This is a genomic window from Bifidobacterium sp. M0353, assembly GCF_016100645.1.
Classification (GTDB): Bacteria; Actinomycetota; Actinomycetes; order Actinomycetales; family Bifidobacteriaceae; genus Bombiscardovia; species Bombiscardovia choladohabitans.
Genome location: NZ_JACFSB010000001.1, coordinates 819,443 through 833,100, shown reverse-complemented (window position 1 = coordinate 833,100; position 13,658 = coordinate 819,443). Strand labels below are relative to the sequence as shown.

Annotated in this window: 13 protein-coding genes and 1 tRNA gene; 9 read left to right on the top strand and 5 right to left on the bottom strand. The window is 63.8% G+C overall.

Annotation, left to right across the window (positions count from 1 at the left end; genetic code table 11):
- Positions 1-7: 7 nt before the first annotated feature.
- From eno to H3V04_RS03335, 7 genes are all read left to right on the top strand, one after another.
- Positions 8-1,303, top strand: a complete 1,296-nt coding sequence (gene eno, locus H3V04_RS03365) for a phosphopyruvate hydratase (RefSeq protein ID WP_024627326.1) — start codon at positions 8-10, stop codon at positions 1,301-1,303.
- A 95-nt stretch (positions 1,304-1,398) separates the two neighbouring features.
- The gene (locus H3V04_RS03360; RefSeq protein ID WP_198187179.1) at positions 1,399-1,983 is read left to right on the top strand and encodes a septum formation initiator family protein; all 585 of its coding nucleotides are present in this window, start codon (positions 1,399-1,401) and stop codon (positions 1,981-1,983) included.
- Positions 1,984-2,185: 202 nt separating this feature from the next.
- Positions 2,186-2,776, top strand: a complete 591-nt coding sequence (locus tag H3V04_RS03355) for a DUF501 domain-containing protein (RefSeq protein ID WP_232342541.1) — start codon at positions 2,186-2,188, stop codon at positions 2,774-2,776.
- Between the two features lie 11 nt (positions 2,777-2,787).
- Complete coding sequence (locus tag H3V04_RS03350; RefSeq protein WP_198187177.1) at positions 2,788-3,789, top strand: Ppx/GppA phosphatase family protein; 1,002 nt, start codon at positions 2,788-2,790, stop codon at positions 3,787-3,789.
- A 24-nt stretch (positions 3,790-3,813) separates the two neighbouring features.
- A tRNA-Leu gene (locus tag H3V04_RS03345) sits at positions 3,814-3,899 on the top strand.
- Positions 3,900-3,989: 90 nt separating this feature from the next.
- Positions 3,990-4,397: an FKBP-type peptidyl-prolyl cis-trans isomerase gene (locus tag H3V04_RS03340; RefSeq protein WP_024627330.1), complete on the top strand. Its 408-nt coding sequence runs from the start codon at positions 3,990-3,992 to the stop codon at positions 4,395-4,397.
- A 105-nt stretch (positions 4,398-4,502) separates the two neighbouring features.
- Positions 4,503-4,982, top strand: a complete 480-nt coding sequence (locus H3V04_RS03335) for a transcription elongation factor GreA (RefSeq protein WP_024627331.1) — start codon at positions 4,503-4,505, stop codon at positions 4,980-4,982.
- A 178-nt stretch (positions 4,983-5,160) separates the two neighbouring features.
- Here H3V04_RS03335 and H3V04_RS03330 read toward each other — a convergent pair whose 3' ends face one another.
- Positions 5,161-6,081: a hemolysin III family protein gene (locus H3V04_RS03330; RefSeq protein ID WP_198187176.1), complete on the bottom strand. Its 921-nt coding sequence runs from the start codon at positions 6,079-6,081 to the stop codon at positions 5,161-5,163.
- Between the two features lie 168 nt (positions 6,082-6,249).
- On the opposite strand from H3V04_RS03330, the gene H3V04_RS03325 reads away from it, so the two are divergent.
- Positions 6,250-7,737: a sensor histidine kinase gene (locus H3V04_RS03325; RefSeq protein ID WP_198177681.1), complete on the top strand. Its 1,488-nt coding sequence runs from the start codon at positions 6,250-6,252 to the stop codon at positions 7,735-7,737.
- A gap of 130 nt (positions 7,738-7,867) precedes the next feature.
- Here the strand turns inward: H3V04_RS03325 and H3V04_RS03320 are convergent, their stop codons facing one another.
- The 4 genes from H3V04_RS03320 to H3V04_RS03305 all read right to left on the bottom strand — a co-directional run bounded on the left by H3V04_RS03320 (position 7,868) and on the right by H3V04_RS03305 (position 13,066).
- Positions 7,868-8,146 (bottom strand): WhiB family transcriptional regulator, encoded by a 279-nt coding sequence (locus H3V04_RS03320; protein WP_015021978.1) that lies wholly within the window; start codon positions 8,144-8,146, stop codon positions 7,868-7,870.
- A 77-nt stretch (positions 8,147-8,223) separates the two neighbouring features.
- A complete protein-coding gene (locus H3V04_RS03315; protein WP_198187175.1) occupies positions 8,224-10,179 on the bottom strand; it encodes an ATP-binding protein in 1,956 nt (651 codons plus the stop codon).
- A gap of 87 nt (positions 10,180-10,266) precedes the next feature.
- Entirely contained in the window at positions 10,267-11,541 is a 1,275-nt protein-coding gene (locus H3V04_RS03310; protein WP_232342441.1) for an LCP family protein, read from the bottom strand.
- A 73-nt stretch (positions 11,542-11,614) separates the two neighbouring features.
- Positions 11,615-13,066, bottom strand: coding sequence for an LCP family protein (locus H3V04_RS03305; protein WP_198187174.1), 1,452 nt, complete (start codon positions 13,064-13,066; stop codon positions 11,615-11,617).
- A 305-nt stretch (positions 13,067-13,371) separates the two neighbouring features.
- On the opposite strand from H3V04_RS03305, the gene H3V04_RS03300 reads away from it, so the two are divergent.
- The gene (locus H3V04_RS03300) at positions 13,372-13,629 is read left to right on the top strand and encodes a WhiB family transcriptional regulator (protein ID WP_029678496.1); all 258 of its coding nucleotides are present in this window, start codon (positions 13,372-13,374) and stop codon (positions 13,627-13,629) included.
- Positions 13,630-13,658: the final 29 nt, after the last annotated feature.

Below are 13,658 nucleotides of genomic sequence, written 5' to 3'. Positions count from 1 at the left end.
AGCAGTTGTGGCAGCAATTGAAAGCGTGTTCGCGCGCGAAATTCTTGATTCCCGTGGCAACCCGACCGTCGAGGTCGTTCTGCAGACCGAGGACGGCGCCGAGGGGCGTGGTCTGGTTCCCTCCGGTGCCTCCACCGGCGAGGCCGAGGCCTGGGAACGTAGGGATGGCGACAAGAAGCGCTATCAGGGCAAGGGTGTGCTGGACGCCGTCAAGGCGGTCAATGAGACTATCGCTCCCAATGTCATCGGCATGGACGCCACCGATCAGCGCGCCCTGGACGAGACCATGATTGACCTGGACGGAACCCCCAACAAGGGCAAGCTGGGCGCCAACGCCATCCTGGGCGTCTCCCTGGCTGCGCTCTATGCGGCTGCCGAGTCCGCCGAACTGCCTCTCTACCGTTACCTGGGCGGCACCAACGGCCACATCCTGCCTGTGCCCAACATGAACATCATGAACGGCGGCGCCCATGCTGACTTCGCCACCGACATCCAGGAGTACATGATCTCCCCCTACGGCTTCGACTCCTACCGGGAGGCCCTGCGCGCCGGCGTCGAGGTCTACCACACCCTCAAGGGCATCCTCAAGAAGGACGGCCACGAGACCGGCCTGGGCGACGAGGGCGGCTTTGCCCCCAAGATGAAGTCCAACGAGGACTCCCTGAAGTACATCGTCGATGCCATTGAAGCCGCCGGCTACGAGCCCGGCAAGCAGATCGGCCTGTGCCTGGACGTGGCCTCCTCGGAGTTCTACAACAAGGACACCGACAAGTACCACTTCGATGGCGAGGACCGCGACGCCGACTACATGCTGGACTACTACCAGGGTCTGGTCGAGCGCTATCCGCTGGTCTCCATCGAGGATCCCTTCGCTGAGGAGGACTGGGGCGCCTGGCAGAAGATCACCGCCGCCATGGGCGACCGCCTGCAGTTCGTGGGCGACGATCTGCTGGTGACCAACCCCAAGAGGCTGCAGAAGGGCATCGACCTGAAGGCCGCCAACTCCCTGCTGGTCAAGCTCAACCAGATCGGCACCGTGACCGAGACCCTGGACGCCATCGAGCTGGCCACCGCCAACGGATTCACCTCCATGGTTTCCCACCGTTCCGGCGAGACCTCCGACACCACCATCGCCGACCTGGCTGTGGCCAAGAACACCCGCCAGATCAAGACCGGTGCCCCGGCCCGTGGCGAGCGCATCGCCAAGTACAACCGTCTGCTGGAGATCGAGGAGGAGCTGGGCTCCACCGCCGAGTACGCCGGCTACAGCGCCTTCAAGGCCTGCAAGAAGTACACCAAGTAAGGTCCTGCCGGTCGGGTCGGAGCCTCTGCAGGTTTTGACCCGACCGTGAAGTCTTTCACCCGTGGCGGTCCGCGTCGGCTGCCGCGGGTATTTTTATGGGTATGGCCAAGAACAAACGTGACGGCGCCGACCGGCGGACAAGCAGGCGGTCGTCGGGACCCATCACCTTCTTTGTGGCGGTCATCGTCGTGGCCCTGGGGCTGATTCAGCTGGTCTCCACCTTCCACGCCTACGCCATCAATCTTTCCGAGCTCAACGGCCTGCGCAACCAGCAGGCCCAGCTTGTAGAGCACAAGCGTGAACTGGAGAACCAGATCCGCCGCTGGGACGACAAGGCCTATGTGACCGCCCAGGCCCGGGACCGTCTGGGATTCGTCTTCCCCGACGAGGAGGCCATCCGGGTCCTGCATCCGGAGGCGGTCACGGGCAGCAAGGACAAGGACCAGGCCGGGAGCAAGGGGGTTCGGGCCCCCAGGAGGAACTCCCTGCCCTGGTATCAGGAGATGGCCTACTCCTTCGCCAAGGCCGACCAGGACCCGGTGGGCAATAGGAGCAAGGGGAGCGCAGGTCAGCAACCTGGTGACGGAGCCAGTCCGAGCGGATCTGCTGGTCCAGTTGGTTCCAACAGTCCAGGTGGCTCTGACAGTCCCTCTCCATCCAAGGGCGGGGGAGCGCAGTGAACTCCGAAGGTTCGGATTCCGTTGCGTCAACAGTCAATGAACCCATCATCGGCAAACAATCAGGAAAGACGAGGACAGCGTGATCAAGGCCCAGGGAAGGCCCCAGGCAGCAGTGGAACCTCAAGCCGGCGACAAGGCCCGGGTCGAGCCACAGGTTGGGCAGGACAAGGTCGAAATTTCCGGCCAGGTTGCTGACCGGGATCTGGCCGCGGTAAGAGGAAGAGTCCAGGAGCTTCTGGCGACTCCGGCCACACCGGATCAGATAGCCGTCGTGAACCGGCAGCTTGGCCGCTATCCGCGGGGCATGGTGGCCGTCGGCGCCCGCTGTGTCTGTGGCAACCCCCTGGCTGTGGTCACCCGGCCCCGGCTGGAGGATGGCACGCCCTTTCCGACCACCTGCTATCTGACCAGCCCCGAGGCCGTCAAGGCCGTCTCACGACTTGAGGCCGACGGCATCATGGCCGACTGGAACACCGAATTGGGTTCGGATGCGAACCTGGCCAGCGCCTACCGCAGGGCCCACGAGCTCTATCTGGCCTTCCGCTCTGCCCTGGCCCAGCGGCTGGGCGACGACGAGGGGCACATCACGGGAATCTCGGCCGGGGGCATGCCCAAGCGGGTCAAGTGTCTGCACGCTCTGACCGCCCAGTCCCTGGTTATGGGCCCCGGGGTCAATCCCCTGGGTGACCGGGTTCTGGGTCTGGTGCGTCAGGTGTTCGATCCGCAGGTCTGCAGGTGTGCCCAGCCCTGGTGTGAGGCATCCCGGCAAGAGGATCGACAAGAGAAGCTATGAAGGGGGTTTCCATGGATCAGGTGACGGTGGCGGGCGTGGACTGCGGCACCAACTCCATACGTCTGCTGATGGCCCGGGTTGACCGGCAGGGACTCCACCCGGTGGCTCCCAGGCTGATGCGGGTCATCCGTCTGGGGGAGGGTGTGGACCGCAACCACCGCTTCTCCGACCAGGCCCTGGAGCGAGCCTTTGAGGCCTGTCGGCTCTTCGCCCAGCAACTGCAGGAGCATCCTGTGGATGGCCTGCGCTTTGTGGCCACTTCGGCCACCAGGGATGCCGACAACCGAGAAAAATTCGAGGAGGGGGTGCGCTCCATCCTGGGGGTCACGCCCGAGGTGATCAGCGGCTCCCAGGAGGCCTCGCTGAGTTTTCTGGGCGCGGTCAGCGTGCTGGAGCAGCGGGGCAGCGACGACATGCCGCCTGCACCATACCTGGTGGTCGACCTGGGTGGCGGATCCACCGAACTGGTCCTGGGCGGGGACGGAAAGAATCTGCCCGTGGATCAGGTCAGGGCCTCCTACTCCATGAACATCGGCTCCGTTCGGATGACCGAGCGGCATCTGCTGGATGATCCGCCCACTCAGGAAGAGATTGACCAGGCCCTCGGGGATGTTGACGACTGGATTGACCGGGCCTTCGACCAGGTTCCTGTAGCCGGGGTGGGCAGCTTGATCGGGGTCTCCGGCACGGTCACCACCATGAGCGCCCTGGCCCTGGGATGCCAGGTCTACGATCGCCATGCCGTCGATGGCCAGTCCATTTCCGTTGATGCGGCCCGCCGGGTTGACGACCAGGTGCTGACCATGAGCCGTCAGGAGCGTCGGAAGCTCAAGACCATCCATCCAGGACGTGTGGATGTGATAGGCGGGGGCGCCCTGATCTGGAGCCGTTTGCTGGAGCGACTGGGTCAGGCCAGCCCGAGCGCGCTGGCTTCGGGTACCTATGTGGCCAGCGAGCACGGCCTCCTGGATGGCCTGGTCCTGGACTACGGTCGGACCCTCCTGCGCGAATGATATACTAAGGCGTTATGGGTTACGGCCCCGGTGGCGAAATGGTATACGCATCGGACTTAAAATCCGCCGCCTTCACCGGCTTGTGGGTTCGATTCCCACCCGGGGCACCAAGGCCTCATCGGCTTGGAGGGCAGTGTCGCAACTTGTCACCCGGCCGACGAACCGATACTCTGGTACGCAAGAAAACCAAAGGAGTTGTCATGAGTGACCAATCCATGCCCGAGGTGAACGCCGAATTCGGCGCCACGCCGACCATAACCTTCCATGGTCCGGCACCCAGCGGGCTGCGCGCCGTGGAGCTGGTCGAGGGGGACGGTCCGGTCGTCCGCAAGGGCGATACCGTCACCGTCAACTATCACGGTGTCGTCTGGGGTTCGGATCAGGTCTTCGACTCCAGCTTCCAGCGTCATCAGCCGGCCAGCTTCGGCATTGGCGTCGGGCAGGTCATTCGCGGCTGGGACCAGACGGTGCCCGGTCACAACGTGGGGTCCAGGTTAGTGGTCTCCATTCCGCCGGAGTATGGCTATGGTCGTCAGGGGATGCCCCAGGCGGGCATCGGCGGCGACGATACCCTGGTTTTCGTGATCGACATCATATCGACACGGTAGACAAGGGTCTCCAGGCGCCGGTGAGGGCCGGCGCCTTTTTCATACCCTTGACTTTGCAGTTCAGGTCGGGCCACGAGACAAGTGCATCAAACAAGGAGGAATCACATGGCTGAGGAAAAGACGATTCTGCTGACACAGGCCGCTTACGACAAGCTGAAGGAGGAGCTTGACCACCGTCAGGGCGAGTACCGCGACGAGATCACCGAACGCATCGCGGCGGCTCGGGCCGAGGGCGATCTGAGCGAGAACGGCGGTTATCAGGCTGCCCGCGAGGAGCAGGGCAAGAACGAAGGGCGGATCAACGAGCTGATTGTCAAGCTGCGCAACGCCAAGATCCTCAAGGCCCCCAAGGCGGGCACGGTGGGCAATGGCTCCCTGGTGACCCTGACCATGGCCGGCAACGAAATGGTCTATGTACTGGGCTCCAGGGATCTGACCGTGGCCACCGACTACGACGTCATCAGCCCCGAGTCGCCCATCGGCGCGGCCCTGATGGGTGCCAAGAAGGGTCAGACCGTGACCTACAAGGCTCCCAATGGCAAGGACATCTCGGTCACCGTCAAGGATGCCCAGCCCCTCAAGTAGCGGGACGACCCCTCACCGTCCCAGCCCTGCCTGAATGAAGCCACTCCCCGCCCTGGTCGACGGAGGGCGGCTTCTTCTATAAGAGACCGCTCTATGGGCGACCGCTTGATTCGTACGGCAGACCGATGGTCTTTGTTGGGCGGAGCTTGATGAAAAGACCACCAGACTGGCCATTTATTCAGCGCAGATTGCAGACCACCAGGTAGATGGCCACGATATGGCAGGCGTAGCCGATGACCGTGCCGCAGTGGAAGATCTCGTGGAAGCCGAATACCCGGGGCCAGGGGTCCGGCCGTCGCAGACCGTAGACAATCGCCCCCAGGATGTAGGCCAGGCCGCCGGCCACAATCAGCCACACCACCGGCGGACCGGCCATGGGGGAGTCCCAGAAGAGCTTCAGGAAGCCTACACCCGAAACCCCGAAGACCACGTAGACCAGGGTGTAGAGCCAGCGGGGAGCATCGATCCAGAAGACGTGGACGATCATGGCCACCAGGCTGGCCCCCCACATGCCCAGGATGATGATCCGCCGCCAGAAGGGGTCCAGCGCGAAGGAGATCGGCGTGTAGGTGCCGGCGATGAGCAGAAAGATGTTGACGTGGTCCAGGCGGCGCAGCACGTCCGTGGTCCCCGGGGTCCAGTCGCCCAGATGGTAGAGGGCGGAGTTGCCGAAGAGGGCCAGCGAGGCGACCATGAAGACCGCACAGGCCAGCTTGAGCCCAGTGCCGTGGGCCAGGCAGATCAGCACAATGCCGGCGGCCAGGGCCAGGGGGGCGGCCACGGCGTGGATCCAGCCGCGCAGTAGTGGCTTGGGGCGTCCGTGCACGTCCAGACGGACCTTGCGCTCGATTTCCATGTCGGGGATGCCCTCGATCCGCGAAGCCTTGATCTCCGCCTTGGTCATGATCCGTGCAGCCTTGGCCTTGGCCTTGGCGCGCACAGCGTCGGCCCTGGCCTGCAGATGGGCCTCGTGGGCCACCTCCGCGTCCCGGCGCAGGTAGGTCAGCTCCTGGCGGCGCTGCTGGCGGCGGCGTTCGAGATCGGGATCGACCTCCTGATTCTCGGGCGATCCGCCGTTCTCGCTGGTCCTGGTTGCCATGGCCCTCCCTTGGCCCCTTGGCTGGTCCGGGCCTGTCGGGTCCGGTCGCCGGGGCGAAACATCCGTGAACCACCCTACCCCAGACCTATGTATTGGGCGCGCATGTCATCATCGCCCTTGGCATGACCCGCCTGTCTGCTTCCGAGGGCCCTTTGTATGATGGAGTGCATGGCTGATTTTTCCGAGATTCTGGCATCCTGTGACGACTGCAATGAGGAGGACCGCGAGTGGCTCCACCACCTGGTGGCCGACTGGCAGGTCATCGCCGATCTGAGTTTTGCCGACCTGCTGCTCCTGCTGCGCACGGGTGAAGGGGAGTTCACCGTGGCCGAGCAGTGCCGGCCCTCTACGGTCATGTCCCTGCGCACCGAGGATGTGGTGGGGGAGCACTTCCCGGCGGACCAACGTGAGGAGCTGGAAGCAGCCATGCGGTCCAAGGGTGTGCTGCGGTCCAACAAGCTGCGCACCATCGGCCGCGCCACGGTCTGCGATGTCTACGCTCCCATCCGCCACCAGGGCAAAACCCTGGGCCTGGTGGTCCGCGAGACCAACATGGCCACCCGCGAGTCCAACGGTCGCTACGAGAGCGAGAGCATCAACGCGGGCAAGGAACTCTTCGAGATGATCACCCGCGGCGAGTTCCCCTATGCGGATTCGGTGCTCAACCAGCGGCACAACGCCAGGGTGGCCGACGGCTTCTTTGTGCTGACGGCAAGCGGCGTGGTGCGTTACGCTTCGCCCAACGCCATCAGCTGCTTCCGCAGGCTTGGCTCGGTGGAGACCATGATCGGTCAGTATCTGAGCGAGATCGGCACCTCCCTGCTCAAGGAGAACGATCCGGTGCCCGACTCCCTGCCGCTGGTCCTGTCGGGCAAGGCGGCTGTGGACTCGGAGCTGGACGCCAACGGGTCGGCCGTCTCCATGCGCTCCCTGCCCCTGTACGGCAAGCAGGGAAGGACGGGCGCCATCGTGCTCTGCCGGGACGTGACCGAGCTGCGCCGCCGGGAGAAGGAGTTACAGACCAAGGATGCCACCATCTCCGAGATTCACCACCGGGTCAAGAACAACCTCCAGGCCGTGTCGGCCCTGCTGCGGCTGCAGGCCAGGCGGACCAAGTCCGACGAGGTCCGCAAGGAGCTCGAGGAGGCCCAGCGCCGCGTCCAGACCATCGCCGTGGTTCACGAGGGCCTCAGTCAGACCGCCGACGAGATTGTGGACTTCGACAAGGTGATCGCCAACCTGCTGAAGATGAGCGTGGACCTGGCCACCACCAGCGACCAGCACATCACCATCTCCTACGTGGGCAAGTTCGGAATGATGCCCGCCCAGGATGCCACGCCACTGTCCCTGGTGCTGACCGAGCTGGTCAACAACGCGGTCGAGCACGGCTTTGAGGGCCGTGACGAGGGGCATATCACCATATCGGTAGGCCGGGGCGGCAACAACCTCAATGTCGTGGTCGAGGATGACGGCAACGGCTACAGCACGGAGTCGGATCAGGGCCAGGCTCGTTCCACCGGGTCCGGACTGGGCACGCAGATCATCAACACCTTCGTCACCAACGACTTCGGCGGCACGGTCAAGTGGGAGCCCCGCCGGGATGGCGGCACCCGGGTGGTCATCAACATCAAGCTGCGCGTTGCCCAGGACGTGTGATACCGGGCATCTTGCAACCCGTACACCTTACAGTCCGGACTCCTTTTGCGAGGAGTGCTTTTCGGAAAAAAGAAGGGGGCGATGGCATCGAGCCATCGCCCCCTCTGCTGTTTGGCGCAATCAAGAAGATTCAGGACTGCATCTGCATGGCCTGGGACCTGCGTGCACGCATGGCCCGGCGCTTCAGAGCCCTGCGTTCGTCCTCGCTCAGTCCGCCCCAGACGCCGTAATCCTGATTGGTGTCCAGCGCGCACTTCAGACAGGCGTCAATGACCTTGCAGGTCCGGCAGACAGCCTTGGCCTCCTCGATCTGCTGATAGGCCGCACCTGTGTTGCCGACGGGGAAGAACAGCTCAGGGTCCTTGTCTCGGCAAGCAGCCTTGGCGCGCCAATCGAACGCATTACTCATCTACCTAAGCCTCCAAGAAGTTTTTATCGGTGCTTTATCACTACCCTATGCAAGATAAGCACGATAAGTGACTTTTTTCAAGGGTCCGATTGTTTTACGGCTAAAGAGAACACCTGTAGCGGAATGGCGAGACCTGCCTCCAGGACCAGACACCGTCCGGGAATGGCGCTGGCTCGGGAGGATAGGTTGGCCAGCTGATCGGCGGGGATGCCAGCTGCCAGGTCGGCCCCTCTTTCGCCACAGGGGAACACCAGACGACGGCTGAAACGCTCAGGTCTGCGCAGGGCACCGGCCGTCTCCACGGCCAGAACCACGGTGGTTCCCTCCTGCCCCAGAGCCTCCTGCAGAAGAGGGGCCAGAGGATCCCGGCAGAGCGGATCCAGCAGGTCCTGTGCATCGTCAAGGATCCAGACCAGCCTTCGGCTGCCATTGTGGCGACCCTTAGGCGGTTCCGGTACCGGGCCGGGGAAATCCCTACTGCTGTAGCCGTGGCCTGTCCGGCGGGTGATACGCAGGTCGAAGCTGGGTCCTGGTCGGGCCCCCGGCTGCATCAGGGGGATCAGGGAACGAGCCAGCAGGGCCAGCAGGGTGCTCTTACCACGGCCAGGCGGTCCGATCAGGGCCGTATGACCTTTGAGTGGCAGGCGATAGAGGTGGAGCAGGACCCCGTCGTCGGAGCGTCCCAGGGGTATCAAGGGCCGTCCCGACTGCCAGAGGATCTTTCCGCAGGCCGGATCATGCTCTGGCAGGGGAGGGGAGAAGAGCGGCGCTGGCGGACGGCAGCCGCAGAAGCGGCTGGCTTTGATGACCTGTTCCACCAGGGTCCGCGGATCGACCGCAGGGCAGGTGCGGAAGGCTTGTGGGCCCCGACCCTGCTCCAGAAAGCCCAGACCAGGACAGGCGGGGTCGATCGTCGTGGCGCAGGAGGACCCCAGCAGCTCCCTGGACTGCAGTGGGTCCCGCACCCGTAGACAGATGCCCAGGTTCATATTGGCCCGCATCTGGGCACTGACCTGCCCCATGGTCTGCTGGGTGCAGGCCACCAGGTTCATGCCCAGGGACCGGCCCTGGGAGGCCAGTGAGGTCAGCCTGTCCAGATAATCGGGCAGAAGTTGGCGCAGGGCCTGGAATTCGTCGATGACCACCACCAGGCGTGCCGGGGGGTCGGCCATCAGGGCCGTGTCCCCCACTCCAGCTTTGGCCACCAGGCGCTGACGTCGCTCCAACTCCCGCTGAAGGCCGTTCAGCGCCCGCACCGCTCGATCCAGATCCAGATTGGTCACGCAGCCCACGGTGTGCGGCAGTCGGGCCAACAGGCCGAATCCGGCACCGCCTTTGAAGTCCAGCAGGACAAGATTGAGCCGATCTGGCGGCTGGCTGGCGGCCAGGGCCAGGCACCAGGTCTGCAGAAAGACCGATTTGCCTGATCCGGTGGTGCCTGCCACCAGGGCGTGGGGTCCGTCACGGGGCAGGTCGATGACCAGCGGACGGTGATCGGGGCGGATGCCGATGACTGCCGGCGCTGTAGGACCAGATGCGGCAAGCCAGGCATGGACGATGCCCTGCCAAAGCAGGCCATGTGCACCCGGAGCCCCTGATGCCAACAGTCGGGACTCTAGTTCAGGGCCTGGGTCGGAGACCAGTTGAGCCAGGTCTTGCCGGGTCTGGTCCTCTCTGGTTCTCAACGGTGATGCACGATCCGATGCTGGGCTGTATGCCAATTGCGCGCGAGCGGGGAAAGCGGGGGATGGCCGACGGTGCGCTCGCAGCAGGCTCAAAAGCACCATGGCCAGGGTACCGGTCAGGCTGGGCAACAGAAGGAGAAGCAGCATCCAGCGGCCCTGGTCGACCACGTACCAGATCATGCCCGCCTGGGCCAGGGCCGGAGCCGTCTGGGCAACCACGGTCAGAATGACCTGGGCTCTGCCCTTGTTGGCATAGCGTGGATGGTCATACTCAGCATCGTTTGCAGACCCGTGGCCGACAGCCGCCGATGAAGGGCGTGCAGATGCTAACGAATGGACCTTGGTCATGCTTCCAGCATGAAAGGTCCGGTGCCTGAATGCCAGGGCGAACCTGGCATGTGGTCGAACGTGGACGGTGCCTGCCAGGTGGTGCTGTCAGTTGCCGCCGACGGTGCCCGGGTCGTGACTGCCCTGGACCAGCTGGTCGAACAGCTCGGTGTTGCGGGCCTGATCCAGCAGGACGGTGGAACCGACTCGCCTGTTGGGGAAGTAGTTGGGGTTGGTCCAATACAGGCTTCCGGTGACGCCCTTTGGGCCGCTGGCGCTGCGGAAGGCCAGGACCATGCGCACCAGGTCTATGGCGTTGGCCCGCTCATCCACCACCAGGGAATCCAGACCTGCAGAAAGGACCTTGCCGGCCGTGACGGGATTGAGCAGGACCGAAGGCTGCAAGGCCTTGGAGGTAATGGCTGAGATGGCCTGACGCTGCCGTTCGGCCCGCCCGAAGTCACCCTTGGGATCCGAGTAACGCATGCGGGTGAAGGCCAGGGTCATGCCGCCATCGGCCTGATGGCAGCCCTTGGACCAGACCATGCCTGATCTGGCGTCGTTGACATCGGCGTCATAGCAGAGATTGACACCACCCATGGCATCGACCACCTTACTGAGGCCTCCGAAGCGGATCAGGGCCACATGGTCGACCTTATGGCCGGTGATGTCCTCAATCTGGCTGGTCAGGGACCGATAGCCCGAGGTGTAGGCCACGGCGTTGATCTTCATGTATCTCCCGTCCTGTTTGACCAGGGAGTCGCGAGGGACGGAAATCAGGGAAGCGGCCCCGTGCCGGGGCTTGGTCAGCACCAGGATGGTGTCGGTCCGGAAACCGGTGATGCTGGTATCCTGGCCGGCCCCCGGGGAGCCGTCGCGCTGGTCCGACCCCAGCAGCAGCCAGGTGGTGGCTCCAGAGCCCGGGGCGTCCGTCAGCATTTGCTCGCGGTTGAGTCTGGCGTTGATCCAGAACCATCCGCCGCCCGCCAGTACGACCAGAGCCAAGAGGATGATCAGCAGCAGTATGCCTATGAACCTGCGCACTGGATGCTTATGGGCCAGGGCGGTACCGGAACGCAAGCCCCGATTGCCTCGACCACCGCCGTTACCCCAGCCGTTCCCACTGGGAGCAGGCTGGGCCGCTGGTCTGGGCGTGGTCCGCGAGGAGCCGCTGGTGCGTCTGGCTGTTCGGGTCCTGCCGACTTGCGTCGGCTGAGTTGCGCCTCTTGAGGAAGGCGAGAAGCTTGGAAGCTCCTGCTGTCTGCGGCTGTGCCTGGACGAGGCGGCGGGAGCGCTGGCAGCACTTTCGGGACGACGATGCCTGGAGGGCATGAAGCTTGGTGGCTCCTGCTCTTGTCCGCCTTGGTCTGAACCAGTCCGCATGCCTTCAACCTCCATAGCTTTGGCCGACTAGGCAAGCAATAGCATGTCTGAACGACCCGAGAGAGTCAATCCGCTATCTCTGCGCCGGAACCGCACAGACCGTGGCGAACAGGTAGCGGTCGGCCATGCCGATGTACTGTCCGGTGTTCGCGTCCTTGATGGTCCCGTCGTTCGGATCGACGATTCCGCCTGTGCTTGGATCAATCAGGGTCTTATTGGGCATGGTGATCAGTCCCGTGCGCGGATCCGGATCGGGCAGAGCGGTGGTGGAAGCGGAGGGGGTCTGGGTGGGGGACTGTGTTTCGGAGTTCCTGCTCCGGGTTTGGGCCTTGCCCTGTGCTCTTTGGGTGCCTTGGGTCTGATTGTCCGAGGAGGAGGTGGATGACGAGGAGGCTGTCTCGGCTTCCTCATTGGCCTGTGTCAACGGCTTGCCCTGGCGCAGCAGACGCCAGATGGTTTCGGCTTGCTCGGTCCATACCACCCGGTAGCGGTCCTGGGGCCATTCCTTGACCGGTATGGTCCGGGCGTAGATGTGCGCGGTGTCGATGTGTTTGAGCGAGTTGCCCAGGCCCAGCAGGGTCTGGAAGCTACCAAGACCCTCGCTCAGCTGCAGGGTGGACATGGAGGTGGTGGCCAGGCGGTAGGCCTTGGGAAGGTCTGAATAAATGTCGACGTTCTTAGCCTCGTTGACCAGGCTCTTGATCAAGTACTGCTGGCGGGTTGTGCGCATGATGTCCGATCCGTCGGCGCCGGTGCCATGGCGCATGCGGGCGTACTCGGTGGCCTGGGTCCCGTCCAGATGGTGCAGGCCGCGCTTCAGATCAATGCCGGTGTAGCTGTCCTTGGTGTCCTTGGGGATGCATACGTCGACCCCGCCCAGGGCGTCGATGATGGATTTGAATCCGTTGAAGTCGGCCACCACGAACTGCTGGATGTCCAGGCCGGTCAGGGAGCGGACCGCAGCAAGGGAGCAGCTGGCGGCCGAATTCGCATCGCCGCCTTGGTTGTAGCCCTCAGCGAAGATGGAGTTGAACATGACCTGGCGGCGGGCCGGGATGGTCTCGCCCTTGCTGGTGGCGCAGGCCGGGGCGTTCACAATGGAGTCCCTGGGGATGGAGACCACATTCACATAGGAGCGGTCGGCGGCGATCTGGACCACCATGGCCGTGTCGGACTGGTGGTTCTCCTCCAGGCCGTCCCCGCTGCCTCCCACCTCCGAATTGCCCTTGCCGTCGCGCGTGTCCTGGCCCAGTACCAGGACGTTCAGGGTCTTGCCCTTGTAGATGTCTTCCGGGGCCTTGTGGGCTTGGGTCAGGTTGATGGGCTCGAGCACGTGCATATGCCCATTGATGTCTGTCCAGAAGGCTGCCACGGTCGAGGCCAAAAAGCAAAGAACGAAGGTGAGGGCCAGACAGATGCCCGTGCGCAGGGAGTGGCTGCTGCGGAACCCGTCGCTGTGCTGGGGTTTGCCGTTCCTGCCCGCCTTGATGTTGGGCAGACCCATCTTTCTGGTTGGGGACGTCAATGGTATGCCTTCCTCATCGGCTGTCGCTGTAGGGGTCATTCCGGCGGGAAGAACCGGGATGGCGCTGGCGCGTGCTTGAACCAGTCACAGTATAGTCTGACCCCCCATCCGCAGCTCCTCTTGGGGCGATACGAATCCCTCAACGTGTCGCTCAGTTGCGCTTGCAGGCATTTAGGGGTTGACAGAAGACCCCGGCAGTGTCTGTAATAAAAGTGTGTAAACACACTAGGGACTGGGGGGTCGCTATGAGTGGTTTTGTAGACACTCGATACAGCAATACAACTAAAAACAGGCTGACGCCGCTGATGCAATGGTTCGAGGTCAACATCGGACCATCCTGGCGGAGCGAGGCGCTCTGTGCACAGACCGACCCGGAGGCGTTCTTCCCGGGCAAGGGAGGCTCCACACAGGAGGCCAAACGGGTCTGCGCCGACTGCACCGTCCGCAAGCAGTGCCTGGACTGGGCGGTCGAACACGACGAGCGCTTTGGCATCTGGGGCGGCATGAGCGAACGGGAGCGCCGCCGTTACAAGAAGAGGATGCGCGCGCAGCGTCAGGTCTGAATCGCCGCAGGTGCCCGAGCGAGGCATCC